At 61.6% G+C, this 25,334-nt stretch carries 24 protein-coding genes and 1 tRNA gene; 9 read left to right on the top strand and 16 right to left on the bottom strand.

Annotated elements, in window-relative coordinates:
* Positions 1–34 precede the first annotated feature (34 nt).
* The 11 genes from QZS21_RS07020 to QZS21_RS07070 form a co-directional block, all read right to left on the bottom strand.
* The gene (locus QZS21_RS07020) at positions 35–700 is read right to left on the bottom strand and encodes a DUF6320 domain-containing protein (RefSeq protein ID WP_295581745.1); all 666 of its coding nucleotides are present in this window, start codon (positions 698–700) and stop codon (positions 35–37) included.
* Positions 701–702: 2 nt separating this feature from the next.
* On the bottom strand, positions 703–1,983 hold the full coding sequence (locus tag QZS21_RS07025; protein WP_295581747.1) for a phthiocerol/phthiodiolone dimycocerosyl transferase family protein: 1,281 nt from the start codon (positions 1,981–1,983) through the stop codon (positions 703–705).
* Complete coding sequence (locus QZS21_RS07030; protein WP_295581748.1) at positions 1,950–2,912, bottom strand: alpha/beta hydrolase; 963 nt, start codon at positions 2,910–2,912, stop codon at positions 1,950–1,952. The genes QZS21_RS07025 and QZS21_RS07030 overlap by 34 nt, the downstream gene beginning before the upstream one ends.
* Before the next feature lie 503 nt (positions 2,913–3,415).
* Positions 3,416–3,541, bottom strand: coding sequence for a hypothetical protein (locus QZS21_RS07035; RefSeq protein WP_295581751.1), 126 nt, complete (start codon positions 3,539–3,541; stop codon positions 3,416–3,418).
* A gap of 241 nt (positions 3,542–3,782) precedes the next feature.
* Entirely contained in the window at positions 3,783–4,067 is a 285-nt protein-coding gene (locus QZS21_RS07040; protein ID WP_295581753.1) for a GntR family transcriptional regulator, read from the bottom strand.
* Positions 4,068–4,433: 366 nt separating this feature from the next.
* A complete protein-coding gene (locus tag QZS21_RS07045) occupies positions 4,434–4,778 on the bottom strand; it encodes a winged helix-turn-helix domain-containing protein (RefSeq protein ID WP_295581755.1) in 345 nt (114 codons plus the stop codon).
* Between the two features lie 18 nt (positions 4,779–4,796).
* Positions 4,797–8,150, bottom strand: a complete 3,354-nt coding sequence (locus QZS21_RS07050; protein ID WP_295581757.1) for a response regulator — start codon at positions 8,148–8,150, stop codon at positions 4,797–4,799.
* Entirely contained in the window at positions 8,147–9,412 is a 1,266-nt protein-coding gene (locus QZS21_RS07055; protein WP_295581760.1) for an ABC transporter substrate-binding protein, read from the bottom strand. The genes QZS21_RS07050 and QZS21_RS07055 overlap by 4 nt, the downstream gene beginning before the upstream one ends.
* 64 nt (positions 9,413–9,476) lie before the next feature.
* Positions 9,477–9,842: an Hpt domain-containing protein gene (locus QZS21_RS07060; protein ID WP_295581762.1), complete on the bottom strand. Its 366-nt coding sequence runs from the start codon at positions 9,840–9,842 to the stop codon at positions 9,477–9,479.
* Between the two features lie 4 nt (positions 9,843–9,846).
* The gene (locus QZS21_RS07065; protein WP_295581764.1) at positions 9,847–13,077 is read right to left on the bottom strand and encodes a response regulator; all 3,231 of its coding nucleotides are present in this window, start codon (positions 13,075–13,077) and stop codon (positions 9,847–9,849) included.
* Positions 13,065–15,656, bottom strand: coding sequence for an EAL domain-containing protein (locus QZS21_RS07070; RefSeq protein ID WP_295581766.1), 2,592 nt, complete (start codon positions 15,654–15,656; stop codon positions 13,065–13,067). The genes QZS21_RS07065 and QZS21_RS07070 overlap by 13 nt, the downstream gene beginning before the upstream one ends.
* A gap of 249 nt (positions 15,657–15,905) precedes the next feature.
* Between QZS21_RS07070 and QZS21_RS07075 the strand changes: the two genes are divergently transcribed.
* The 9 genes from QZS21_RS07075 (at position 15,906) to QZS21_RS07115 (ending at position 21,284) form a co-directional block, all read left to right on the top strand.
* The gene (locus tag QZS21_RS07075) at positions 15,906–16,196 is read left to right on the top strand and encodes a hypothetical protein (RefSeq protein ID WP_295581768.1); all 291 of its coding nucleotides are present in this window, start codon (positions 15,906–15,908) and stop codon (positions 16,194–16,196) included.
* A 65-nt stretch (positions 16,197–16,261) separates the two neighbouring features.
* Positions 16,262–17,188 (top strand): hypothetical protein, encoded by a 927-nt coding sequence (locus tag QZS21_RS07080; protein WP_295581770.1) that lies wholly within the window; start codon positions 16,262–16,264, stop codon positions 17,186–17,188.
* An 11-nt stretch (positions 17,189–17,199) separates the two neighbouring features.
* A complete protein-coding gene (locus QZS21_RS07085) occupies positions 17,200–17,457 on the top strand; it encodes a hypothetical protein (RefSeq protein WP_295581772.1) in 258 nt (85 codons plus the stop codon).
* 181 nt (positions 17,458–17,638) lie between these two features.
* Entirely contained in the window at positions 17,639–19,315 is a 1,677-nt protein-coding gene (locus tag QZS21_RS07090; RefSeq protein WP_295581773.1) for a hypothetical protein, read from the top strand.
* Positions 19,316–19,324: 9 nt separating this feature from the next.
* On the top strand, positions 19,325–19,570 hold the full coding sequence (locus QZS21_RS07095) for a hypothetical protein (protein WP_295581775.1): 246 nt from the start codon (positions 19,325–19,327) through the stop codon (positions 19,568–19,570).
* Positions 19,567–20,172 (top strand): hypothetical protein, encoded by a 606-nt coding sequence (locus QZS21_RS07100; protein ID WP_295581777.1) that lies wholly within the window; start codon positions 19,567–19,569, stop codon positions 20,170–20,172. The genes QZS21_RS07095 and QZS21_RS07100 overlap by 4 nt, the downstream gene beginning before the upstream one ends.
* A gap of 5 nt (positions 20,173–20,177) precedes the next feature.
* Positions 20,178–20,315: a hypothetical protein gene (locus QZS21_RS07105; RefSeq protein ID WP_295581779.1), complete on the top strand. Its 138-nt coding sequence runs from the start codon at positions 20,178–20,180 to the stop codon at positions 20,313–20,315.
* A 24-nt stretch (positions 20,316–20,339) separates the two neighbouring features.
* A complete protein-coding gene (locus tag QZS21_RS07110; protein ID WP_295581781.1) occupies positions 20,340–20,504 on the top strand; it encodes a hypothetical protein in 165 nt (54 codons plus the stop codon).
* Positions 20,505–20,573: 69 nt separating this feature from the next.
* The gene (locus QZS21_RS07115; protein WP_295581783.1) at positions 20,574–21,284 is read left to right on the top strand and encodes a zonular occludens toxin domain-containing protein; all 711 of its coding nucleotides are present in this window, start codon (positions 20,574–20,576) and stop codon (positions 21,282–21,284) included.
* A gap of 3 nt (positions 21,285–21,287) precedes the next feature.
* On the opposite strand, the gene QZS21_RS07120 is transcribed toward QZS21_RS07115, so the two are convergent.
* From QZS21_RS07120 to tsaD, 5 genes are all read right to left on the bottom strand, one after another.
* Positions 21,288–22,367 carry an IS30 family transposase gene (locus QZS21_RS07120; RefSeq protein ID WP_295581785.1) on the bottom strand — a complete coding sequence of 360 codons (1,080 nt, stop codon included), beginning with the start codon at positions 22,365–22,367 and terminating at the stop codon, positions 21,288–21,290.
* Between the two features lie 307 nt (positions 22,368–22,674).
* Entirely contained in the window at positions 22,675–22,866 is a 192-nt protein-coding gene (locus tag QZS21_RS07125) for a hypothetical protein (protein ID WP_295581787.1), read from the bottom strand.
* A 709-nt stretch (positions 22,867–23,575) separates the two neighbouring features.
* A tRNA-Thr gene (locus QZS21_RS07130) sits at positions 23,576–23,650 on the bottom strand.
* Positions 23,651–23,774: 124 nt separating this feature from the next.
* A complete protein-coding gene (locus tag QZS21_RS07135; protein WP_295581789.1) occupies positions 23,775–23,936 on the bottom strand; it encodes a hypothetical protein in 162 nt (53 codons plus the stop codon).
* 388 nt (positions 23,937–24,324) lie between these two features.
* Entirely contained in the window at positions 24,325–25,332 is a 1,008-nt protein-coding gene (gene tsaD / locus QZS21_RS07140) for a tRNA (adenosine(37)-N6)-threonylcarbamoyltransferase complex transferase subunit TsaD (protein WP_295581791.1), read from the bottom strand.
* Positions 25,333–25,334: the final 2 nt, after the last annotated feature.

The raw sequence follows: 25,334 nt of genomic DNA on the forward strand, positions 1-25,334 counted from the left end.
CCCGCCGGTATAGGCTCGCCGGAGGCGCCGCCTCTTACAGATGGAAGCGCCGGGCGGCCTCTCCCCGGAAGGTCTGCCAGTGCAGCAGCACCATGGCTGCCAGCAGAATCACCGACAGCCCCGTGCAGATCAGGGACGGGAGCATCACCCGCACCCTGCCCAGGGCTGCCAGGACGCCGGGCAGAAGCCCCAGGCTGCACACCCCGGAAAAGGCCCCGGCAAAGGACTGCACCGGCAGCCGCAGCAGCACCGCCAGCAGCAGCATCATCAAAAGCCCCGTGGCGCACACGCAGGGCAGCACAAAGTCCAGCGACCAGCCCTGCCACCCGGCGGCCAGGTCCAAAAACACCCCCAGCGTGGGCACCAGCACCGTCTGCCAGGCGATGTTCTGGAGGATATCCCGCCGGTAGGCGATCCCCACCGCCGCGGCCAGGAACACGCACAGCGCCCCCGCCGCCACAAACAGCGACCACCACACCCGGGTCCCCAGGGCGATGTTCACCAGGACGCACACGGTGGTGGCCGCCACGCCCAGCAGGGCCAGCAGCCGCAGCACCGTCTTTCCCGCGAAGCGGGGCTGCTCCAGCAGGGGGAACACCTCGCTCTCCGGGTCGCCGGTCCCCTCCAGCACCCCGCCGCACAGGGGGCAGCAGCGCTTGACCCCCGCCACGCGCACCCTGCAATAGGGACATGTCTGCATACTCACGCCTCCTCCGTCTCCTCCGCATAAAAGCCGTTGCTGCGAATCTCCAGGTCAATTCCGTCCTCCGTCAGCAGGCGGAAAAACCGGCGCTGCACCTCCGGGGACAGCAGCACCGAGGTGAAGCCCATATGAAAGCTCTTTCCAAAGGTGCAGGTGCAAAGCTGGGTGCAGTGGGTGGCCATAAAGGCACTGAAGCCCTTCACATAGGGCGCAGCCGCCTCCGGCAGGCGGAACCGACCGATGTTGGACAGCGTGGCCGTCTCCCCCCAGGCCGCGACGTCACCGCTGAGCCGCAGAATGGGGTTTTTCAGCACCAGGGGGATGGGCCGCAGCAGCGGATTGTGCTCCAGGGCGGAGAGGGCGTTCATCCGCTCCGCCAGGCGCTCCGCCGTCAACTGGCTGCGGAAGGTCTCGCTCACCGCCGCCACGATATCCGCAAAGTCGCCGCTCCGCTCCCGGAAATCATAGGTCACCCGGATGGTGCCAAAGAAGTTCCGCGCGGTGTCCGAGGGGAAGTAGCTCCGCAGGTCCACCGGCACCGTCAGCACCACCGGACGGCTCAAATCCCGGCTGCGCATCTCCTCCCGGATGGCGCGGATCAGCGCGGCGCAGAGGTAGGCCGTCAGGGTGGCGCCGCAGCGGTGGGCGGCGGCCAGCACCTGCTCCACGTCCGCCACGCCCTCCAGGATGTTCAGCCCGCCGTCGCCCTGTCTGGCCCCCCGAAGGTGGTAGGCCCGCCGCTGCCCGCCGTACCGGCCGCCGTGGGGCTGGTAGTACTTGGCAAATCCGTCCTCCGTCCGGGCATAGACGGAGGCGCCGGGGGCCGGCGCCGCGGCCTCCTCCGGATGGCGCAGCGCCAGGTAGGCGGCAAGGAGGGCCTGGAAAAACGCGATGGCCCCGGAACCGTCGGAGAGCACGTGGAACACATCCAGGTTCACCTTCCCCCGCCACCAGCTCACCTCAAAGAGCAGCGCGTGGCTGCCGTGGTACAGCGGCGCGCAGGGCGGCGCGTGCTCCGGCACCACCCGCGGCTCCAGCGTGGACTGTTCCAGATAGTACCAGAACCCCCCCCGCCGCAGCACCATCCGCATGTGGGGGAACTGGACCACGGTTTTTTCCAGCGCCTTTTGCAGCAGCTCCGGCTCCACAGGCTCCGTCAGCTCGCAGGACAGGCGGAACACGCCGCTGTCCGCGCCGTGGGAGGTGGGGGGGAAAATCTTGGCCGCATTGTCCAGGCGGCTCCAGTTCAAAGGCCGCCGGTTTCGCTGCTTGTTTGACACAATTCATCGCCTCGCTTCAGAAAGTCGTCAATCCACTCATAGGTCCGCCGCACCTGGGCAAACCGCAGCGGCAGGGAGAAGTAGCCGTGGAGGGCGTCCGGCATCCGGTGCATCGACACCTCCGCCCCCGCCGCCGCCAAGGCGGCGGCATAGGCCTCCCCCTCGTCCCGCAGGGGGTCGAACTCCGCCGTGATGACCAGCGTCCGGGGCTGGCGGGTCAAATCCCCCGCCAGCAGGGGGGCCAGATACGGGCTGCGGAGCTTCTCCGGGTCCCCGCCGCTGTACAGCTCGATGAAGTCCTCCACCCGCCGGGAGGTGAGCAGAAAGTCGGTGCCGTTCTCCCGGACGGAGGGGAAGGGGGAGGAGGGCGAGTGGTCCGGGTGGGTGGCGGGGTAGATGAGGATTTGCTGCTCCACCTGGAACTCCCCCCGGTCCCGGGCCAGCAGAGACACCGCCGCCGCCAGGTTCCCCCCGGCGGAGTCCCCGATCAGTGTGATGGACCGGGCGCGGACGCCCAGCTCCTCCGGATGGCGGTACACCGCCCGGGCGGCGACGTAGCAGTCCTCCAGCCCCTCGGGAAAGGGGGCCTCCGGCGCCAGGGCGTACTCCACCGAGGCCACCTGGCACCCGGTGCGCTTGGCCATGTTCCGGCACACCCGGTTGTAGGTGTCCACGTTCTCCACCACCCAGCCGCCGCCGTGGAAGAACAGCAGCAGCCTGCCGTTGGCCCCCTTGGGCGGCGTGTACAGCCGCACCCGGACCTCCCGGCCGTTCCGCTCGATCCGCCGGTCCCACATCTGGTACAGAGGGGCCAGCGGCGCCCGCATCTGCCGCAGCGCCCGCTCCACCTTGTAGGTTTTGTCCACCTCAATGGACGCCGGGTAGCTCAGTGCCCGCAGCGCGGCCCGTGCCGTCTTGCTAATCGCCATGCAAGCGTTCCTCTTTTCCTGTAATGGAATCAGTATATCACGTTTCCTCCTCCAATACCAGAGCGCCTTTTCCGCCGGGCGTGTCCCGTATTCCGCCCCCGCCGCCGGAATTCCCCTGGGAAACCGCCCGGTTTTCCGCGCCTGCCCCAAACTTGAAAAACCGGCTGGTTCCCTGTGGGCACAAATGCTTCCAGCCGTCCCCTGAAAAGCGGCGGCATACCTCCCAGCAGCGAAGCTGCCGTCTGTGTCCCGGGGCGCCGCCCGCCTTCGAGGCATACCGGAAGGGCGCCGGTGTCTCCACCGGCGCCCCGCTCTTTTATTCCTCCCGCCTGCCGGCAAGGGCGCTCCGCCCCTGCCGGCGCCGCTCGGGATATCCCGGCTGGATCGCCTCTTCGCGGCTGGAAACGGCTGCCTTCGCCGCACAGTCCGCGCCGCCGGGCCGGATACCGGAGGCACGTCCCTCTCCGGTATCCTCCCGAGGGCCCGCAGCCTCCTCCCGCCGGTCAGCCGGAGGCCCGGCGGATCTCCAGCCGCCCCACAAGGGCCCGGACCTGCGCCCCCTCCGCCAAAAGCGCCTCCCAGTCCTCGGAGAACGCCGCCAGGTCCCCCTGCCGCAGGTGTTCCTCCATCCGTTGGGCCCCCTCCGCGTACGCCCCCCGTCCAGCCCCGCTTCCCCAAACCGCAGCAGCGCAAAGGGATAGCCCCAGGCCACCAGCTCCGCCAGCCTGCCGCAGCACTCCCGAACCGCGGCCAGGGGGCACTCCCGCCGGATGAAGCGCAGTAGGATCTCAAAGCAGAGGCAGCTGCGCCGGCGCTCCCTGGCCCGGGCCAGCTCCGCCTCCAGCGCCGCCAGCACCACGCTGCGGATGGTCAGCGCCAGCAGCTGCAAACTCTCCCGGTACAGCCGTAGGCCCTCCCGCAGCTCTCCGGCCTGGAGGGATCGCCCGGGGCGGCCTCCATCCGCATCTGCGTGCCCTTCCCCTGGTAGGATCGCGTCAATCCCAGTTCCTCCAGCAGCGCCAGCGTCCTGCGCAGGGTGGCCAGCGTCACCCCGTATCGCCGTTCCATCTGCGGAAGGGAGGGCAGGTAGCTGCCCTTTGGATACGTCCCGTACAGGATCTCGCGGATCAGCAAAGACGCCAGCGTGTACCGCATCTGAGGCCGCTGCCGGTAGATGTTTCACCGGAAGGGGATGGGCTCCGCCGGCGCCAGGCGATGCGCCCGGGCCGCCTGCTCCGCAAACGCCAGCAGGCCCCGCACTCCCTCGCCGTCCGCAAGTCCCCTCTCGCCCCTGTCCCCCTGGATCCGGAGACTTGGGGGGAGATCCGGAAGCACCGGATTCTCCCGCTCCGCAAAATAGGGATAGCGCAGATAGCGGACGCCCTCCAGGAACTAATTCAGCAGCAGCTGGTTATCCCAAAACCGCAGAATCCCCGCAAAGACCTCCGCCGCCGGCGCGGCCCGCAGGCTCCGGCGCAGCCGCTCCTGCTCCCTGGGGTTCAGCCGGCGGAGCGTGGCCTCTCAAAACGGGACGGCGAGGAGGCGCTCCGCCGCCAAAAGGTCCAAAATGCCCGCTTTCCGCGGCGCGAAATACCTCGCCGCCGTCTCCGCCACCTGGGCGGCGTCCGCCTGAAAGACCACCCGCGCAGGCCGCCGGGCACCGGTTTCCACAAGCCCCTCCGCCTCCAGCATGGCCAGCGCGGAGCGCACCGTGGTCCGCCCCAGGCGGAAGGCGGCGCAGATGGCGGAAATGGGCGGCAGGCTGTCGCCGCGGCGATAATACCCAAACCGGATTTGGGCCTCGTAATACTCATAAAGCAGCCGGTGCAGGCCCTTGTCCCTCTGCATGGCGTCTCTCCGGTCCATGTCTCCTGCGATCCCTCTCTACTCGTGTCTCCCGCCCGTCTCCTCCGGCCCATGCAGGTAGCGGCGCAGCAGATTTTGCAGCTCCCCCACGTGAATGGGCTTGGAGAAATGGGCATTCATGCCCGCCCGGAGGGCGGAGCGCACGTCCTCCTCCATCGCGTTGGCCGTCATGGCCACAATCGGGATGTCGGCGGCATCCGGCCGGTCCAGCCCGCGGATGGCCCGCGCCGCCGCGTACCCGTCCATCACCGGCATCTGGATGTCCATAAAAATGAGGTCGTAATAGCCCGCCGCGGCGTCGGCCACCATCCGGACCGCCTCCGCGCCGTTGTGGGCCTCCTCCACCGCCGCGCCGGTCTCCTCCAGCAGTACCCGGGCGATCTCCCGGTTCATGGCGTTGTCCTCCACCAGAAGCACCCGGCTGCCAGTGCAGTCCATCCACCCGGAGGCCTGTTCCTCCGCCGCAGGCGCCCCGCCGCTTAGGTCCCGGAGCGCCTCGCACAGCCGGGAGCGGTAAAACGGCTTGGGGAGAAACAGGGTGACGCCGTCCGTCCGGGTCTCCGGCCACTCCCCGGCCGTCAGCCCCACCACGGGGAGGGCCGCCCCCGCCCCATCGCGGATGCGCCGGACCGTCTCCGCACCGTCCAGCCCCGGCTGGTCCCAGTCCAGGAGGACCAGGCCAAAGGGGTCCGCCGTGCCGACGGCCTGCGCAACCAGCCGGGCCGCCGTCCCGCAGTCGGCGCGCTCCGCCCGCAGCCCCGCGCTCTTCAGCAGCGCCGCCGCGTTTTCACCGGTCTTTTCGTCGCCGTCCACCACCAGGCAGCGGACCCCCGCCCACTCCGGAGGGAGATCCTCCCCTCCGGCGTCCCGGGTCCGCAGGGGCAACGTCACGGTAAACACCGATCCCTCGCCCAGGCGGCTTTGCACATGGATATCGCCGCCCATCATATCCACCAGGTTCTTGGTGATGGCCAGGCCCAGCCCCGTCCCGGCGGCCTTGCCGGAGGCGGCCTCCTGCTCCCGCTCAAAGGGCTGGTACAGCTTTTGCAAAAAGGCCTCGCTCATTCCGTCGCCGGTGTCTGCGCACCGGAACACATAGTTCTGATACCCCTTTCGGCGGCTGTCCTCCTGCCGCACCTCCACAGAGACCTGGCCGCCCTCCGGCGTGTACTTCACGGCGTTGCTCAGAATGTTGAGGTACACCTGCCGGATGCGCAGCGGGTCGCCCACCACGTCCTCGTCCCTCATGGCCGCCAGCTGCATCTGCAACTCCACCTGGCCCGCCGCCGCCTGGGGCCGCAGCAGCTCCAGCACCTCCGACGCCAGCGCCGCCAGATTGAGGGGCTCCTCCCGGAGGGAGAGCTTTCCGCTCTCGATTTTGGACATGTCCAGAATGTCGTTGATGAGCTCCAGCAGGTGCTGGCTGGACAGGTCGATTTTCCGCAGGCACTCCGCCACCCGGCCGGGCTCGCCCAGATGGGTCGCCGCAATCTCCGTCATGCCCACAATGGCGTTCATGGGGGTGCGGATGTCGTGGCTCATGTTGGACAGGAACTGGCTTTTCGCCAGGCTGGCCGCCTTGGCGTTTTCCAGGGCGCTCTCCAGCGCCTGGCGCTGCCGGGTCTCCTCATAGCGCTGCTCGTCGATCCGGCGGGAAAGTAAAATGGCCAGCTTCTCGTCCGAATAGGGATTGTCCACGGAGATGATCTGGATGGAGGTCCAGTGGTACTGCCCGTCGGTGAGCTGCTGGCGCACCTCCCAAAAGGTCTCGTTCCGCTCCTGTCCCAGGCTCTCCAGCAGGCGCTCCGGCGCAAAGCGCCGCCGGAATCCCTCCGCGTAGTCCGGATGGATGGTCCCGCTGAATTCCCGGTAGAGCTGGCTGTAGCTCGTCTGCCCGCCCATATGGACCATGAGTCCCTGTTGAACATAGAGAAACTTCAGCGTGTCCCTGGTCAGGTTCAGGCTGATGATCACGGGATAGGCATTGGAGATCGCCCGGACCAGCATGGTGCGCTCCTGCAGCATCTCCCGCTCCGCCGCCTCCTCCGCCAGCTTTTCCGCCGTACTGTCGTGGAAGGTGGCAATCAGGACGGGGGTTTCGTCCTCGTCCAGCGTCTTTTCCACCAGGCCGGCAATCCAGAAGAGGGTGCCGTCGGCCCGCACCGCGCGGCTTTCAAAGCGGTTCTTCCCGCCGGAGGCCGCCGTGGCCCGCATCAGCTCCGCCACGGCCGCATAGTCGTCCGGATGGATCGCACTTTGCAGGTGGCCCTTCCGGGGCGCGTCGGTTGAGACGTCCTGGGGATAGCCCAGGAGGCGCAGCCCCTCCTGGTTCAGCTGCAAAAAGCGGTAGGGCGCGTCCACGGTCAGCAGGGCGATGCCCTCCGGCACCGCGTTGTACAGGTGGCCGATGTAGTCCGCCTGGCTGCGCAGGCGGCGGTTGGCGCGGTTGGCGTACCGGAAATACACGGCCACCAGCAGGGCGATGCCCAGCACAATCCCCGCCACCAGCGTGAAGGTGCGGGTGAGAATCTCATTGGTCTGCGCGTTCACCACGTCCCGGGGGATCATGGAGAGGAGGTACCAGTCGGAGCCAAGTCCCAGGGGGATATAGCAGAACACCGTGTCCGCCCCCTGGTAGGCGAAGACCGCCCAGCCCATCCTGCCCGCGCGCAGGGACTCCCGGAACCGGCCCAGGCTGTCCGGGTCGTTGGCCTCCTCCGGCAGCATGTCGAAGAGGTTCTGGATGGTTTTGTTGCTGTTGGGGTGGGGCGGGCGGATCAGGATGTCTCCCCCGGTGTTCATCACATAGGAGAAGCCCGCGTCGTGGTAGAAGGAAACGGTGAAGCTGTCCACAATCCCGTCCACCTCGTACTCCTTCAGCAGGTACCCCACGGCCCCGTTTTTCAGCTTGATCCGCTGGTAGAGGTTGAAGACATTGACGCCCGTAACGGTGCTGATATGGGGGTCGATGATTCCGCTCTCGGCGCCGGTTTCGGGCAGCAGCCCCACTGCCGCCTCATCCAGGGGCGCTCCGACGGGGAAGGAAGTGCCGTCTGTCAAATACAGGCTGATGCCGCCGTCCACATGCCCATAGTCGTCCACCACCTCGTTCAGCGCGTCCGCCTGGGCGGCGGAGAGCGTGCCGAGATAGGCGGCTACCGCCCCCATGGACCGGTACTCGCCCTCCAACTGCACCCGCAGGGTGTTGCTCCCCTGCTGGGTGCTCTCCAAAATGGTGGTGATGGACTGCTGCCAGAGCTGCTCCTGGACCGTAGCGACAAAAAAGACGGCCATGCCGCCCAGGAGGGCGATTACGGCGAGGGCCATCAGCGTGATGCCGGCCTTGCCCCTCTGTGCCAGTTCTCTCTTCATGGCTCCCTCCCCCCCTGCCGGTCCATCCAGTCCATGGCGGCCTCCAGCGGTTCTCCCTCCAGCAGCATCCGCGACGCCTCGGCGGTGATGCTCCAAATCGGCAGTTCCAGCAGCCCGTCGCTGCCGATCACCGTCCGTCCCTCCGTGTAACAGGGACGGAGGGCCCGGACCGCCAAAACGGAGGAAGAGGTGTCCCCCTCCAGAGGACAGAAGGAGGACTGCTGGTCCGCAAACCGGTGGATGTTCTCCTCCTGAGTAAAATATTCCACAAATTTCAAGGCGGCGTCCAAGTGCTCGCTGTCGGCGTTGACGCTCAGGCGGGTGTCCGGGTTGATGACCAGCAGGGCGCCGTCCTCCAGTACCGGAAGGGGCACCACCTCAAACGCAAACCCCGGCGCCATGCTCTCCACCCGCCCGGCGGCCCAGGCCCCCGTCAGCAGGAAGGGGGCCTCCCCCTTGGCGAACTCCTCCAGGTCATCCGACGTCTTTTTGGTGACCAGCGCCCTCTCGGCGTCCACATACCCCCGGTCGATCAGCGCCTTCACCAGGGCAAAGCCGTCCTCCAGATACCCGCTCAGCGGCGTCTCCCCGCTGTTGAGGCGCTCAAACACCTCCGCCTGCCGGTTCTCCTGATACACCTGGTAAAACCCCCGGCCGATGGCCAGCGTCTTCAGAGAGATATCGTTGTTGGCGACGATGGGCGTGATGCCCTGCCGGGCGAAGGCGGCGCAGGCCGCCTCCCACTCCGGAAGCGTCCCGGGAACCGCCTGCCCCCATTCCTCCAGCAGGTCCAGATTGCAGTACAGGCCGAAGACGGACACGGTGGTGGGCACCCAATGAATCCCGCCGTCCCCCTCCATCTGGCCGCGCATCTGCTCGGTATAGCGGGGAATCACGGAGAGACCGGACAGATCCGCCAGCTGCCCGGCTGCCTCCAGCTCCAGCAGGGTGTCGTGATCGACCATGAACACGTCGTTTCCGTGGTGGGAGGCCATCCGCTTGCGCAGGGCCTCATAGTAGTCGCTGCCCTTCATGCTCTCGTAGGAAACCCGGATGTCCGTGTGCTCCGCCATGAAGCCGGAGAGAATCTCCTCGATGACCGCTACGTTTTCCGGCTCGTACTTGTTGCCGAAAAAGGTGATGCTGGTCACCTCCCGGTTCGGGTCCTCATAGCTGGCCACCTCGTTTTTTCTGCCGCATCCCGTGGGCAGCGCCAACACCAGCGCCAGAACCAGCAGCAGCCCCATCCATCTCTTCTTCATTGCAACCCCATTCTCTGTTCAGCATCCGGCCCGGGGCCGGGCACAGCGCTCCCCGCCGGGGGGATCACGTCTCCCCCAGCAAGGTCCTGTGCAGCTCCCCCGTCCTCTGGAACTCCGTCCGTACGGTCTCGTACATCGCCCCGTAGTCGCTGCGCGCCTCCCGCCGGCGCAGGGGCTCCACCATCCGGCAAACCGCCTCGTACAGCGGCCTCAGCCCCAGGTTGCCCGCCACGCCCTTCAGGGTGTGGGCTGCGTTGAACGCGGCGTCCAAATCGCCATTGTCCAGCGCCGCGCCCAGCTGCGTGAAGGTTTCATCCTGGGACAGCAATCCCAGAATTCGGAGATAGAAGGACTGGTTGTTCATGAATCGCTCCATCGTCTCCTCGTAATTCCCGCCGTAGGCCTCAAACACCTCTTTGAAATCCGGCATCTTGTCAAGTCTCCTCTCTGAGAATCAAGTGGTAGAGCGTCTGATACAGCCGCTCTGCGTCAATGGGCTTGGCCATGTGGGCGTCCATGCCCGCCGCCTTGCTCTTTTCAATGTCGTCGTCAAAGGCGTTGGCGGTCATGGCGATGATGGGGATGGTGGCCGCGTCGGCGTTGCTGAGGTGGCGGATGCTGCCCGCGGCGGTCAGCCCGTCCATGATGGGCATCCGGATGTCCATGAGAATGGCGTCGTAATACCCCTCCGGCGACTTGCTGAACAGCTCCAGCGCCCGCAGGCCGTTTTCCGCCGTGTCCACCGCGAAGCCCCTGCTCTTCAGCAGCGCCACCGCCACCTCGGTGTTGATGGCGTTGTCCTCCGCCAGGAGCACGCGCTTTCCGGTGAAGTCGTACGCCGTCGTCTGCGCCTGCTCCTTCTGCTCCTCCTTTTCCCCCAGCGCCCTGGAAAATGCCGACACCAGCGCGGATTTGAACATGGGCTTGCTCATCAGCAAATTGACCCCCGCCAGCTTCGCCTCATGCTCGATGGAAACCCAGTCGTAGGCAGTCATGATGATGATAGTGACCTCCTGGCCCACAATCGCCCGAATCCGGCGGGCCGTCTCCAGGCCGTCCATCTCCGGCATCTTCCAGTCAATGAGGATCATGTCGAAGTACTTGTCCGTGTCCCACAGGGCCCGGACCCGCTCCACCGCCTTGCGCCCGCTGTCCACCCACTCGGCGGACACACCCATCTCCCGCAGCGTCTGGACCGCGCTCTCGCAGACCACCACATCGTCGTCCACCACCAGCGTCTTCAGGTGGGAGAAGTGGTAGTCCTGCTTTTTCTGCCGGTGGTGCAGCTTCTCCTCCTCGCTGATCTCCAGCTTCACATCCACGGTGAACTCCGTGCCCACATCCTTGATGGACCGCACGGCGATCTTCCCGTCCATCAGGTCCACGATGTTTTTGGAGATGGCCATGCCCAGCCCGGTCCCGCCGAACAGGGCCGTGGTGCCGGTGGACTCCTGGGAGAACGGCTCGAAGATATGGGGGAGGAACTCCTCGCTCATGCCCACGCCGGTGTCGTTGACGATGAAGCGCAGGACGGCGTCGTTCTTCGTCCGGTGCCGCATGGAGGCGGAGAAGGTCACCTTGCCGCCCTCGCCGGTGAATTTGATGGCGTTGCTCAGGATGTTCAGCAGCACCTGCTGCAGCTTCATGGCGTCCCCCACGTAGTAGTCGTCCAGCAGGGGGTCCACAATGCACTCGTACTCCACGCCCTTGGCCGCGGCCTGGGCGTAGCAGATGGAGTTGATGCCGACCAAAAACTCCTCCGTGGGGATTTTCTCGTTTTTCAGCAGCATCTTCCCGCTCTCAATGCGGCTCATGTCCAAAATGTCGTTGATCAGCGAGAGGAGGAAGCGGGAGGAGATGCCGATTTTGGAGATGCAGTCGGCCACCTGCTCGTCGTCCCCCAGGGCCTGGGCCGCAATGGTGCTCATGCCGATGATGGCGTTCATGGGCGTGCGGATCTCGTGGCTCATGCGGGAGAGGAAGTCCGACTTGGCGGCGTTGGCCTGCTCCGCCGCCACCAGGGCCGCCGCCAGCTCCTCCGTCTGCCGCTGCTCCCGCCGGACCACGTCCGTCACGTCGCTGCGGGCAATGCAGACCTGGCCCAGCGCCTGTTCGATGTAGAACACCCGGAACCGCTTCTTTTTGACGGTCTTCTGCTCGTCCAGCATCTCCGCCATAAAGGTGTAGTACGGCGCCTGGGCCAGCTGCTCCTCCATATAGGCGGTGTCCAGCTTTTGCAGGTACTCCGCCCGGGCCGCCTCGCCGGCGCAGCTCTCCGCAATCCTTCCCACCTCGGAGCGGAAGTCGTCTCCCCCGGCGGAGGGCACATGCTCGCTGCTGGGGCCGAAGGAGACCACCCGGTAGGCGTTCCGGCGGATGTCCACCTCCGTCAGCAGCTCGTAATCCCACTTGGTGATCTTCTTCAGCAGCTCCTCCTGGAGCTTGTGGGCCGTGTTGTCCATGGTGTAGAAAAATGCCACCAGGTCCTCCGTCTGCGGCTTCCGGTACAGACGGATGTTGGTGCTGCTCCAGAAGGTGCTCCCGTCGCTCCGGCGGCGCAGGAAGGAGAAGTGGTAGTCCGTTTTCTTGGCGGCGTAATCCGCCGCGATCTTCTTCCGGTTCAGCGTGCGCAGAATCAGGTCCCGGTCCCCCTCAAACAGGGCGGACTCCGCCAGGTTCATCACCGTGTCGTCGTAGGAGTCCCCCACGCGGATGGGCGCGCTGTTCTTCGTGGCGCTGATGCAGCTCTCCACCTGGTTGCGCGTCACATTGATCCGGCCCTGATAGCTCCCCTCCGCGGAGGACAGGTCTGCGAAATAGGCCATCTCCTTCTCGTAGAGCTCGTTGACCCGCTGCTGCAGCCGCTTCTGGTCCGTGATGTCGATGCAAACCGACATGATGGCGGGGCGGCCGTCCTCGGCGGTCACCCGGCGACCCACGTCGTGCACCCAGATGTAAGTCCCGTCCTTCTTGCGCATCCGGTACTCCACGGCGTACTCGCCGGACGCCGAGAGCTGCCGCTCCACCGACGCGTCCACCATGGCCCGGTCCTGGGGGTGCATGCAGTTGGAAATCCTGCCGTCGATGTCCCGGATGAACTCCTCCTCCGACGCATAGCCCAGATAGCGCAGCATCTGGCGGTTGATGAAGTAGTAGGGGAACTGGTCGCCGATGTACCCGCCCATCATGCCGCCGGGCACGGAGTCGTTCAGCAGCTCCTGGCGCTGCCGGGCGATGCTCTCCACCACCAGCGTGTTGGGGTAGTGCTCCTCCCCCTTCTGGCTGCGGCCCAGCTCCCCGACATGGAAGCTGCGGATCCGCCAGGCCCCCTGCCGCTCCTGCTCCAGGAGAAAGAAGGCCCGCAGGCGCCACAGGTACTGCTCGTTTTTCAGCGTCATCTCCATGGCGATGCTGCACAGCTCCGCCGTCAGCACCTGCTCATGTATGGGCTCCAGCCCGCAGGTGAAGGGCTCCGTCATCTCCAGGATGTCCTGGTGCAGATAGGCGGACATCTCCGCCCGGCCGCTGGCGATCTCCCGCTCCCCCGTGCCCACAAAGGCGATGTCCTCGGACAAAAAGGAGAGGGCGGCCGCCTCGTCCCGCTGCTCAAACCACGCCCGGCAAAAGGCCCGGACCGCATCCCGCGCCGCAATTATTCCCTCCACAAACAGCACCCGCCTTTACAATGGTGCTTGGCGTGATACAGCGCCAAATCCACCCGTTTAATCACCGTTTCCAACGGCTCCTCTCCGTTCCACAGCGCAATCCCCACCGAGACGGTGAAGGTGCGCCCCTCCTCAAACCGGACCTGCGAGAGCGCCCGGCAGATCTCCTCCCCCTTTTCCACGGCCGCCGCCCCGGACTTCATCTGCTTCAGGACGGCGATGAACTCGTCGCCGCCGAACCGGGCCACTGCGTCGGTCTTCCGGGTGTGGGCCCGGAGGATCTTCCCAAAGGCGCGGATGAGGCGGTCCCCCTCCATGTGGCCCAGGGTGTCGTTGACCGCCTTGAAGTCGTCGATATCGAAGAGGTAAAACGCGCAGGGCGCGTCCTCCCTGCACAGCGCGGTCAGCGCGGTCTCCCAGCCCCGGCGGTTGTACACGCCGGTCATGTGGTCCCGGTAGGCCGCCTCCTGCAAGGCCTGCTCCCGCTTTTGGAAGGAGGCCAGGCGGACGGCGCGGAGCACCCGGTGGCGCAGGACCTCCTGGCTGTGGGGCTTGTGGGCGTAATCGGCGGCGCCCCGGGCAATGGCCTGGGCCTCCAGCGCTGCGTCCGGCCCGCCCGTGGCGATGACCGGCGTGCTCCAGGTGGAGGGATCTCTCCTCAGCCCGTCCAGCAGCGTCAGCCCCTGGCCCTCCGGCAGCGTCAGGCTGAGCAGCACCGCCGCCAGCCGTCCCCGCTCCGCCGCGGCCAGGCGGGCGGCCTCCTCCGCCGTGGCGGCCTCCGCAATCTCAAAGCGGTCGCCCAGGCCCGCCCGGACCCGGCGCCGGTAGGCGCCGTCCTCGTCCGCCACCAGCAGCACCTGCCCGCCCCGCTCGCCCCCCCGGCGGGGAGCGGCCCCGCCGGCCTCCTCCCGCTCCGGAACCGCCTGCTCCCGCAGCAGCGCCTCAAACTCTTCGCTGGGCATGGGCTTTGCGAAATAGTAGCCCTGCACATAGTCGCAGCCGATCTCCGTCAAACGCTCCAGCTGCTCCTTGGTCTCCACGCCCTCGGCCACCACGCTCAGATGCATCCAGCGGGCCAGCTCCATGATAAATTGCAGCACGCCCCTGCTCAGGGGCTTTGCGGTCTCGCTTTGGATGAACCCCATGTCCAGCTTCAAAACGTCGATGGGCATCTGGTTGAGCATATTCAGGGAGGAGTAGCCGTTTCCAAAGTCGTCCATCTCCATGACGAAGCCCAGCTGGCGCAGGCGGCTCACCGTCTCGATGATCTGGCCCGGGTTCTCCGTGTAGGCGCTCTCCGTGATCTCCAGGTGCAGCCGGGACGGCGGCAGGCCGTATTTCTCCACGGTGCGCATCAAACTGTCGGTGATGTCCGCGTTATAGATGTCCGCCCGGGACACGTTCACCGAGACGGAGATGGGCGGATAGCCCTTGTCGTCCCACGCCCGCAGATAGGCGCACGTCCGGTCCCACACGAACTGGTCCAGCTTCGTGATGAACCCGTTCTTCTCAAACAGCGGGATGAACTCCGCAGGCGAGAGGAACCCCCACTCCGGGTGCCTCCACCGCACCAGGGCCTCGGCCCCGGCCAGCCGGTTCCCCCGGATCTGGTACTTGGGCTGCAAGTAGACCAGGAACTGCCCGTCCGCCAGGGCGGACTCCATCCCGTCGATAATCATTTGCTGGCGCAGCAGCGCGTTGCGCAGGTGGTCGTCATAGGCGGCGAAGTGCTTTCCGTACTGCCCCTTGATGCTCCGGGCCGCCAGCAGGGCGCGGTCGCACATCTGCTCCACGCTCACGCCGTGGTCCTCCACGGCGTACACGCCCCACTTCATGACCACGCTCTTGGCGTTGGGCAGGGCGTTGACCGCCCGGCCGAAGCGGACAAACATCTCGTCCGTGTAGGCCCTCTCCCGGCGGACCAGGCAGGCAAACTGGTCCGCGCCCATACGCCCGCAGATTCCGGCGCTGCCCACCGCCCGCCGGTACAGCCCCGCAATGCCCCGGAGGAGCCGGTCCCCCGCCGCCGTGCCGAAGACGTCGTTGATCAGCTTAAAATTCTCGATGTCCGAGCAGATGATGTCGTAGCGCCGCTCCGGGTCCTTCCAAAGGGTCTCCCGCACGCACTGGTAGAAATACGCCTTGCTGTAAAGGCCGGTCAGCTGGTCGTGCTGGAACTGGTTGACCATGGCGGCGGTCTCCCGCAGGTGGATGATACTGGCCACCCGGTGCAAAATGATCTGGGGCTTGTAGGGCTTGGCCACAAAATCGGAGGCGCCGTGGGACAGCGCGGCCACCTCGTCGGCCTCGCTGTCGCTCTGGGTGGTGACGATGACGGGGATGGCGGCGAGGGACGCGTCCGCCTTTACGATGGAGAGGAAGGTGTAGCCATCCATGACCGGCATGACGATGTCCAGCAGGATGAGGGAGACCGCCTCTTTCCGCTCCTCCAGAACCGCCAGCGCCTCCCGGCCGTTCTCCGCCTCCCACACATCGTATTCGGCGGAGAGCAGCTCCCGGAGCATCGCCCGGTTGATGGCATTGTCCTCCACAACCAAAATCCCTTTTCTCGCGAGCATCCCTGCCCACTCCCTTCCCGCCGCCCGCGCAGAGGTTCCTCCGGACGGCGGTTTTCTTTTCTCCCCAGCGGCCTGCGCCACTGTGCTTACTCAGAGATTAGTATACTACAAGATCCGCGGCCGCGCAACCACCGCCTTTGTCTCTATGGAATCCATTCGGGGCAAGTTTTAATATGAAATTGGACAGGTGGTTGGATGCAAATTCCAGTCCGCCTGTCCAATTTTTTGGGTAAGGAGGATTAGACAAGAATGGAAACGAAAGTGTTGAAAGTGATGCCCCATGAGTTTGAGGGGCAGGACAAAAACGTAATCAAAGGGTCGTATGTCTATTTGTTGGTCACTCGTTCCAATGGCACCGAGGAAACCCGGCGAATTTTCGTCAGTGATGATCGGATGGCAGAGTGGGCGCATGTGCCGAAAGAAGGCGATATCGTCTATGTGTTTGCCAAGGATGGGAAGGTGATTGACATGCTTCCTGTTGCGGCCAAAAGTAGTCGGGGCAGTGTTGCCGCTTCTGGTGGTGAATCTGTTCCGTTCTAAGTAGATACCGCCCCTTGCCGGTGAATGTCGGGATGATATGCACGGTCAAGGCGGGCCTGGAATAGGTGCTGGAAGGCATCGAAACGGGCCACTTGACACCATATCGTTTTCCGGGAAGTGGTTGCAATATGGCAGGTTCCGCCGCTCCGCTCTATACCATTCACCAATATGACCAGGGCATCTACAAGGTCGTAGTCTTCAAGGGAAATCGTGATCCAGATCGTGTTTATGTGCGTGACCGGGAGGAAGAACGGCACAATGACACGAAGCTGGATAACAATTTCTCCCGAGCCCGGAGTATGGTGCTTCAGTATGCCCTTTGTAATCCTTGGGACTATTTTTTCACGGGGACATTGGACAAAGAAAAGTTTGACCGTCATGACCTGGATACGTACCAGGAAAAGCTGTCCCAGTTCATTCGGGATAAGCGGAAAGTCTATCAATCAAAGTTCCAGGTGCTTCTGGTGCCGGAACACCACAAAGACGGCGCGTGGCACATTCACGGCCTGGTCTATGGGTTGCCGGAGGAGGCTCTTAGTGAATTCGCTCCTCCGGCCCCCAGAAAGCTCATAAAGGGCGGTTTTTTCAACTGGCCCGATTACATGCGCAAGTTCGGTTTTTGCTCTCTGGGCCGCATCAGAGACCCAGTGGCAACAGCTTTCTATATATCAAAGTACGTCAGTAAGGACCTCGCCCGCCGTGGCGGCGATTTGGGCAAGCATTTGTATTTTCATAGCCGCCCACTCAAGAGGGCTGAAAAGGTCTCTGACGTGTACTTATATAACCCTGGTTTGGAGGAGTGCTGCACCCATGAATATGACTTCTGTAAGGTCGGCATGGTCTCGGGTGCACATTGGACCTTTCCCTATCAGTGGAATGGTGCGGAAGCGGTGTCTGAGCAGTTTTTGGAGGTTCCCGTTCCACTGGACCCCTTGAAAGACTTTAAGCCGTGGACAATAGACCCTTTCTATGAGCAGGTCCGTTTGTTTTGAAGGAGGTAACTATGAATTCCTTGGTGTCTTTCCTGTGCTGGCTCCTTACTGCGCTTTATATCTTTGCCGCACTTGGCGGTCTTTTGGCCTGGGTAGCCGCAATTCTGCTTTTCTGCACGGAGCGCGGGCGGAATCTTCGTTATCGCTTCTGCTGGGATGAAGAGCATCGCTGCCGCCAGTGCGAGAAGGGCAGCTATTGCGACGCCGCTTTCACGGGCGTGGCCTATCCCTGCTGCCACTTCAAAGAGAAAGAGGACAGGCCTCGTTAAGGCTTGTCCTCTCGGCTTTCTCCTTTTTTTGCGAGCTTGTATAGGTTTACGAGCCCCCATATGGAAAGCGGTATTCCAATGGGCCATACGACAATTGCAGTTAAGGATATTCCAATAATTGTAATTATCAAGGCGGTTTTACTGTTCATTGTAGGTTCCCTCTCTTCATAGGAGGTTTTTTGTGAAAAGTATCTGTAGAAAAATTATAGCAGTTTTTTGTTGTTTGGCAATAGTTATTTCTTTGACTATTGTTCCGACATTTGCCTTTGGTGGGGTTGTCGGTGCCGTTCAATCTTTTTTGGAATGGTCTGCTAATGCTTCGTATGATATGGGCAATGCTTTTTGGCGGCTTATTTTTGGTGATGATTTTAACTCGGCAACTCAAGAGGAGTTGCAATCTGCCTACGACGTTTACGTCTCCGATCTCCCCGCAACAGGCTTAACCTCCAGTGGTACGTTGATCTGGTATCCTAAAGTTACGCAACTTTGTATTAGACTTTTTCCTGCCTCTTCTGGTGATGTCGATCAGTATCTTAATTTTTATCCGACTGATGAAGATAGTTCTTTATTTTCAAGTTCTCGAAGGCAATCAGGAAATGTATATCGTGTATCAGGTACGTATATAGGCTCTGGAGGATTCAAAACAAATTCTGTTTATTTGGGTATTTCTGTAGATGCTCCAGCTCCTGTTTCTGGATATTATGCGCGGTATGATTCTTTACCTTACACGTTTTCCGCTGTTTATAGTGGTGGTTCTCTTCGCTCTTATTCTAATTCTGAGTTGCCGTCCTTTGCTGGAAAAAGTTTTTATTCCATGGGTACTCCATACCAATACTCTTCATTACATAGCTTTCAATATTTTTCCATATATAAGGATTACCTTTCTCATTTTACTTTAGATGTTTCTGGTCTTGCTGTGGAGATTACCCCCCTCGAATCCATCATCGGGAACAGTAGTTATACTCCTGAAACCCGTGTCGGCTCTATCACCGGCGACTACGGTATTATCGGAGACAACGGCGAGATCACCAAGGTGGACGGTAACGTAATCGTGGACGAGAGTAACAACACGGTCTATAACCCCGTCACCAATACCACGACTAATATCACGGACTGGACCTACGACTACAGCACCCGCACCTATACCGTCACTCTGGATACCGGAGCAAAGCAGACGATCACCTACGGAGACGAGCATGTGATCATCAACGAGGGCGATACCGTTTATAACGTCTATTACATCGTCCAGGGCGGCGGAGAGACCCCCGTGGACCCGGAGACTTGTCAGCATCAATATACCTCCGTTGTAACAACGGAACCCACTTGCACCGCCCCTGGTCTTAAAACCAATACCTGTACGATTTGCGGTAAATCGTACCCGGAAAAGATACCTGCCACGGGCCATACCTGGACCGTAAAACAGCAGGTCCAAACGGTGTACGATGAGAATGGTAATCTCGTAACCCAGGGCTATACGATCTACGAGTGCTCTGTGTGCCATGAGCAATATAAAGATCAGGACGGTACCGGTCCGCCCGGTGGCGGCGGTTCCGGCTCCGATGATTCCGGCGGCAACTGGTTTACGAAACTTCTCGGCAAAATTGGTGAACTCCTCGGTTCCGTCGCTGGCGGTCTGTTAGAGATCATCGGTAATGCGCTGCTTGCTGTCTTGGACAGTCTGATTACCCTGGTAACAACCGCCGTTGAAAAGCTCGCTCAACTGGTGAACCTCTTCGGCTCCTTCGGTGAGGCGCTTCGGGTCCTCTGGACATGGCTGCCGGAGGAGATTATAACCGTCCTTGTCGCTGGCGTTACCGTGGTGATTTTCGTTACCGTCCTCAAGATATTCCGACGATAGGAGGCGCTCATGCTTGAATCGACTGCATCCCTGGGACAAGCCGTTATAGCCGGTGTCTGGGACCTGTTTTCCACTCCTGTGCCCGGTTTTACCTTCACCTTCCGGCAGATGTGGCTGGGCTTTGCTGTCTGCTCGTTGTCCCTGCTGCTCCTGAAATATTTGCTTGGCGGCGGCGGTTCCAGTGGTTCCAGCACTCGTTCCGGCAGTTCCCGGAATCCTAAAATCTCCAAGTCACGAAAGGATGATGAATTTTGAAACGCCTCGTCCCGTGCCTCCTGGCCTTGCTGCTGGTTGCGCTGCTGGCCACTCCGGCCTACGCCGATGAGTCGGCGGAGCCGGATGCCTCCCCGGATATTGTTACGGAAGACTCTGCCCCAGAGGAATCAGTTGAGGAGCTGCCCTCTGTGGCAGAAACGCCCGTACAGTCTCCTGTCGTGGCAGATGCAAAAAAGGATGAAGAGGGTGTGACGGTCAATGTCACAATCGCACAGTCTGAAACCCCTGCGGCTGTTGAAGAAGCTGTTGAGGAAAACAGCCCGCCTTTTGAAGAGGATATTCCGGAAGAACCTCCGGCGGTTCGCGTGTTCTCAGTTTTATCGCCGGATGCGCCGGAAGCTGCTCCATCTGGCGCCGCTCCTCCGGTTATGGCGGACGTGGTAGTTTCTGTTCTGGGCGAGTATCAGCGCCGGACCTATACCGTTCAGCAGGTGGACACCGATGGTAATGTCATTGCCACCTCCACCGAATACGTCCCCGGCCTCGCTGGCCTGGACTATCCCTGGATTGCCGGAGCCGTCTTTTTCACCGTGTTTTTGCTTGGTATCTTCAAGCTATTGGGAGGTCTGATGCGCTCATGACATCTATGGATGCGATGGTCACGTTCTCTGTCACGTTCCTCGGCGCCGTCGCTGACTTTCTCGCCGCCGAGCCGGTGATCTACTTAGTAAGCCTTTGTCTCCTTTGCTTCGTGGCAAAGCTGATGAAGATATTCCTGCCCTGAAATCTAAAAGAAAGGAGAACCACTATGGAAGCTTTTCTGGCGATGGTCGGCCAGGGCGTTACCGCGTCCCTGGGCTGGGTCGGCTCTGTTGCTACCGCCGTGCAGGATACTCCCATGCTGATGGCTGGCGTTGTCCTTGGCTTCGTCGGTCTCGGTATCGGTCTGTTGTCCCGGCTGCTGCACCTGTAACCCGCAAGGGGCGGTGGACGCGCAAACGGAGTGCGCGCCCACCGCCCACTCCATTCATGAGGTGATATTATGCCGCTGCTGTTTTTGCTCCTGGCTTTCTATGTTTATCGTTGGTTTCTTCCTCCGGCTCCGAAACACGTTCTCAACGTGTATTTCGGTGTTCCCGGTTCCGGCAAAACCACTTTTGCCGCATGGCTTACCAGGCAGATGTTTCGTGAGTCCTGGGTCATTCGGTTCTGCAAAAAATATGCAGATAATAAGCTCTGTGCCCGGATTCTGGCTTCTCCGTTGTTCAAGCGGAAAATGCCAGTATACTCCAATGTCCCCATCACTGGGGCCTATATGCTGGATGCCAAGACGGATATCGGGCACTACATGATCCAAGATGCCGAGATCATCATTGACGAAGCTGGCATTGAGTATAACAACCGCAATTACAAGGCATTTCCTCCAGAGGCCATTTATTTCTACAAGTACCACCGGCACTATAAGACTTCGGTCGATGTTTTTAGCCAAAGCTATGAGGACATGGACATCACGCTTCGTCGGCTGGCTCAAAATTTCTACGTCGTGCGTAAGTCCCTTATCCCGTTCTGTGTGGTCCGCCGCCGTATCCGCCGCAAGATCGGTGTGGATGAAAACACTCATCAGATCATGGACCTGTATGCTATGGGTCTGCCTATCATCGACACCAAGCGCATTTTCTCCCCGGTCCTCTGGAAGATGTTCAACAGCTATTCTCACAAGAAATTACCGGCAAAGGAGTGGACCGCGTGGTAATCTCTACACGGCCCATTGCTGATAGAATTCTCTTGGCGTTATCCATCCCAGGGATTTTCTGGGATAGTCGTTCATCCACTCCTGGCATTCGGCAATGTCACGGCTTTTGACCTTGCTGAAATCTGTGCCTTTGGGAAACCACCTGCGTATCATGCGGTTGTGGTTTTCGTTTGCCCCTTTCTCCCAGGCGGCATAACTGTGACAGTAGTAGACTGGGCATTTTACAACAGCGTGGAGCTTTTCATATTCGAGGAATTCCGGGCCGTTGTCTGCGGTGACGCTCTTGATTTCCGGCATACTCCGCCGGATGGATTGCAATGCCTTCCGTACCGTGGCCGCTTTCTTGTCCGGCAACTTTCGGATGCACTCATACCGTCCCGCCCGCTCTGTCACGGTCAGCAGCGCCCCGCTGCCTTTCTCACAGCTTACAATGAGATCTATTTCTATATGTCCCGGCTCCTCCCGGCTGTTGACGTATCCCGGCCTGTCCTCGATGCTGGGTAGGGCGGGATGTGCAATCCGCCGTACTTCCTCTCGCTTTTGTTTCTTCGGCCGGTTTTTCTCCCAGAGGCTTTTTGTTGTGAGATGCAAAAACACATTCTTGTAGATGTAGCTGTACAGTGTGGTCGTGCAGACGGTGGTTTCGTACCCCTCCCGCCGTGCTTGCGCCAAAGCTGCGGCGGGAGAGTATCGTTTGCGGCGGTCTATTTTTCCGTTCGGCTGCTTGCCCAGTATCAGGTTTTCCAGGCGCTGGGCATAGGCGTGGTCATGCCCGATTTTTAGAGGCCGTCCCTTGGCTGTCTGTTGGTAGTCGTGCTTTTGCTGGCCCTTCTGCGCCGAGTACCGCACCTCGTCCCACCATTTGCAGGTATGCACATACAAGCCCCGCTTGATCTCGTTGTAGATCGTCTGGCGGCAAAAGCCCAACTGCCGGGCAATCTGCGCCACGGGTATCCCCGCCGTGTACAGTGCCTCCAGCTGCTGGCGCTCGTCTTTGGTCATGTAGTGCTGTTTCATTCCCCGTTTCCTCCCCGGATATGCTGCCGCCCCCGGTCTAGGCCGGGGGCGGTTGTATTCTATCACTTTTTAGAGGTTTTTGCATTTTGCTCCAGCAACGTGCAGATTGCGTCCCAGCGGGCACCACTGCGGGCTGTTGCGTATTTCTTGCCCGTTGATGTATCGTCCGGCTTTCCGGCATTTGCAAAGCCGCTGACTTCCCCAAAACCGGCTTTGGGATATCTGTGCCTCCGGGCACTCCGTGCAATGTCTCACTCTTGGTCTTGCCATTGTTTACGCACCTCCCATATAGCGTCCCAAGAAGAACAGGAAAATCAGAAAAAGCACGTAGCCCGGTGTGAAAAAGGCTTTGTCGTTCATGCTTCCTCACTCCTTACAGATAATCCAATTCTTGCAGCAGGTTTTCGCAATAGTTGTAAATGGCCCAATTTTGGTCTGCTTGGTGGTAGTGTTCTGCTTTTTCTTCCGGGTCCGTTGCCCTGTTTGCTTCGTCTATCTCTTCTTCGTACCATTTGCAAAACTGTTGTGCCTGTCCCTGGATGTACGCTTTTTCTCTCTTGGTCATGTTCGTAAACCTCCGTCCCATCCTGTATTGTCGGCGTAAGCGGCAGCGCCGCTGCTGCTTACGTTGGTTTACCAACGGCACGCAAAAAGAGCCAGTGTCAAGGGGACCGTGGAATAAATCCAGTGCGCACACTGGTTTTATGCCGCGAAAGCCCCTTGACTCTGGCTCTTTTCGTGCTATTCAAATCTGTCCCCGGAGGGGACACCTCTTTCTTTCTCGTCCCCGCCTCAGCGGTCCCAACCCTCACCGCTGGAAATTTTTCGGTGGTTGTCTAAATTCTTCTTGACATTTACCTGGAATCCATTCGGGCCGTTCCCGCCCCGCAAACGGGGCGGCTTTTTGTGCGCCGTGGGGCGCCCCGTCCGGGCGGAAACCAACCGCCTCGAAGGGCAGGGCAAGGAGGCGCCGCACAGCGCCGCCAAAGACCGCCCCGCCGCTTGTCCGCCGCCGTCCGACGGGGCAGCGCCAAACACCGGGCCCGCCTTTGGCAGGCCCGGTGTTTGGCGTTGGTGAAAAAGATGCACCGTCCAGCCGGGGCCACGCATGGAGGTGACGCTTTTGCGCCGTACAAGCAATTTGGGCCGTTGGCGCAACCTCTTAACGCAGGCGAAACCCGCTTCCGCTGCGCACGGAACTTCCGAAAGGCGAAGCGCCGCAGGGCGGTGCCAAACCCAAAGAGAAGGACACGACAGAGTCGTGTCCTTCTCTTTGGAGCTACTGGTCAGAATCGAACTGACAACCTGCTCATTACGAATGAGCTGCTCTGCCATTGAGCCACAGTAGCTTATGCAGTTGCTTGGCCGGGAGGCCCGCTCCATATTCGGAACGGTAAGAATTATACCATGGACTTTCCCGCCCGTCAATACAATTTCCGCAAATGATCCCCGGATATTCACCGCGCCCGTATATTACAAATCGTATTCTTGCAAGAAATCCTGCAAGAATTTTTTGTTTGTTTTGCGGTATTGACATTCGACCCCCACCAAAAATCCGATTTTAACCTGAAATTTTCGCTGAATTTTTCCTAAATTTTTTGTTGGAAATCTTCCTTTTGCGTGTTGCTTTTCCATGTTCCCCCACTTTATCCCAAATTAATCCATCAACATAAACAGAGGGCTGTCCTGCTTTTACAAAGAGTTATTCACATTTTCCACGAGGTTTTCCACATCTGTTTTTCCCTTGTATTTCAGCGCTTTCCGCTCAATTTGTCAGTTTTTTACAGATCTCCAAGCGGAATCTCCCTCTGTTTTTCCCCCAGGATTTCACTTAACATAAAACATCCCCCTTCCGCATTTTCTCCGTTTTCCCCCAACATTCCTTCTGGACATGCCTCCGTTTGCGCCCCTCTTTTTTCCCGCCTTCAAAAAAAGCAAGCCACTGCGCTTTACATTCAAAAAATGCAGGACTGCATATCCATTTTTTCAGAGAAAAGCGGCCGCAACTGCGGCCGCTTTTTCCTCACGCTCCGATGTCCCGAGTGGCGTAGGCATTCAGGTCCATGCCCGCCGTGTGCCCCGCTAGATACTCGTAATAGCCCTGGGCGCCGATCATGGCGCCGTTGTCCCCGCACAGGCGCAGCGGCGGCAGGTACAGCTTGCAGCCCGCCTGGCTACAGGCCCGCTCCAGGTCCCCCCGGATGACGGAGTTGGCCGCCACGCCGCCCCCGGCGGCGATCACCGTCCGCCCCGCCTGCCGGGCGGCCTCCATGGCCCGGGGCACCAGCGTGTCGCTGACCGCCTGGGCGAAGTCCCGGGCCAGGGCGGCCCGGTCCAGCATCTCCCCCACCTGCTGGGCGTGGTGGGCCAGGTTCACCACCGCCGTCTTCAGCCCGGAAAAGCTCATGTCCAGCGGGGCGCCGTCCACCTGGGCGTGGGGCAGGGCGTACACGCCGCCTTGGGACGTCTGGGCCAGACGGTCCATCGGCCCGCCGCCGGGATAGGGCAGCCCCAGCACCCGGGCCGCCTTGTCGAAGCACTCCCCCGCCGCGTCGTCCCGGGTGGCCCCCAGAATCTCCATGTCCGTGTAGTCCCGCACGTCCACCAGGAGGGTGTTGCCGCCGGAGATGGCCAGCGCCAGGAAGGGCGGCTCCAGCTCCGGGAAGGCCAGGTAGTTGGCGGCGATATGGCCCCGGATGTGGTGCACCGGAATCAGCGGCACCCCCAGCGCAAAGGCCACGGACTTGGCGAAGCTCAGCCCCACCAACACCGCGCCGATGAGGCCCGGGGCGTAGGTCACCGCCACGGCGTCGATGTCCCGCCGGGTGCAGCCCGCCTCCCGGAGGGCCTGCTCCGTCAGGGCGGCGATGGCCTCCACATGCTTGCGGGAGGCAATCTCCGGCACCACGCCGCCGTAGAGGGCGTGGATGTCCACCTGGGAGGCGATGGCGTCGGACAGCACCCGCCGCCCGTCCTCCACCACCGCCACGGCGGTCTCGTCGCAGGAGGACTCAAACGCCAGGATCTTCATGC

The sequence above is a fragment of the uncultured Oscillibacter sp. genome, from assembly GCF_900544955.1.
Lineage (GTDB): Bacteria > Bacillota > Clostridia > Oscillospirales > Oscillospiraceae > Oscillibacter.

Excerpts from the sequence above, each read along its gene's own strand:
- QZS21_RS07040 (WP_295581753.1), bottom strand. The coding sequence starts at position 4,067 with ATGCGGTACACGCTGGCGTCTTTGCTGATCCGCGAGATCCTGTACGGG.
- QZS21_RS07105 (WP_295581779.1), top strand. The coding sequence starts at position 20,178 with ATGGATGCGATGGTCACGTTCTCTGTCACGTTCCTCGGCGCCGTCGCT.
- QZS21_RS07085 (WP_295581772.1), top strand. The coding sequence starts at position 17,200 with ATGAATTCCTTGGTGTCTTTCCTGTGCTGGCTCCTTACTGCGCTTTAT.
- QZS21_RS07125 (WP_295581787.1), bottom strand. The coding sequence starts at position 22,866 with ATGACCAAGAGAGAAAAAGCGTACATCCAGGGACAGGCACAACAGTTT.
- QZS21_RS07020 (WP_295581745.1), bottom strand. The coding sequence starts at position 700 with ATGCAGACATGTCCCTATTGCAGGGTGCGCGTGGCGGGGGTCAAGCGC.
- QZS21_RS07110 (WP_295581781.1), top strand. The coding sequence starts at position 20,340 with ATGGAAGCTTTTCTGGCGATGGTCGGCCAGGGCGTTACCGCGTCCCTG.
- tsaD (WP_295581791.1), bottom strand. The coding sequence starts at position 25,332 with ATGAAGATCCTGGCGTTTGAGTCCTCCTGCGACGAGACCGCCGTGGCG.
- QZS21_RS07095 (WP_295581775.1), top strand. The coding sequence starts at position 19,325 with ATGCTTGAATCGACTGCATCCCTGGGACAAGCCGTTATAGCCGGTGTC.
- QZS21_RS07070 (WP_295581766.1), bottom strand. The coding sequence starts at position 15,656 with ATGCTCGCGAGAAAAGGGATTTTGGTTGTGGAGGACAATGCCATCAAC.
- QZS21_RS07035 (WP_295581751.1), bottom strand. The coding sequence starts at position 3,541 with ATGGAGGAACACCTGCGGCAGGGGGACCTGGCGGCGTTCTCCGAGGAC.
- QZS21_RS07060 (WP_295581762.1), bottom strand. The coding sequence starts at position 9,842 with ATGCCGGATTTCAAAGAGGTGTTTGAGGCCTACGGCGGGAATTACGAG.
- QZS21_RS07045 (WP_295581755.1), bottom strand. The coding sequence starts at position 4,778 with ATGGACCGGAGAGACGCCATGCAGAGGGACAAGGGCCTGCACCGGCTG.
- QZS21_RS07030 (WP_295581748.1), bottom strand. The coding sequence starts at position 2,912 with ATGGCGATTAGCAAGACGGCACGGGCCGCGCTGCGGGCACTGAGCTAC.
- QZS21_RS07055 (WP_295581760.1), bottom strand. The coding sequence starts at position 9,412 with ATGAAGAAGAGATGGATGGGGCTGCTGCTGGTTCTGGCGCTGGTGTTG.
- QZS21_RS07050 (WP_295581757.1), bottom strand. The coding sequence starts at position 8,150 with ATGAAGAGAGAACTGGCACAGAGGGGCAAGGCCGGCATCACGCTGATG.
- QZS21_RS07075 (WP_295581768.1), top strand. The coding sequence starts at position 15,906 with ATGGAAACGAAAGTGTTGAAAGTGATGCCCCATGAGTTTGAGGGGCAG.
- QZS21_RS07135 (WP_295581789.1), bottom strand. The coding sequence starts at position 23,936 with ATGGAAAAGCAACACGCAAAAGGAAGATTTCCAACAAAAAATTTAGGA.
- QZS21_RS07115 (WP_295581783.1), top strand. The coding sequence starts at position 20,574 with ATGCCGCTGCTGTTTTTGCTCCTGGCTTTCTATGTTTATCGTTGGTTT.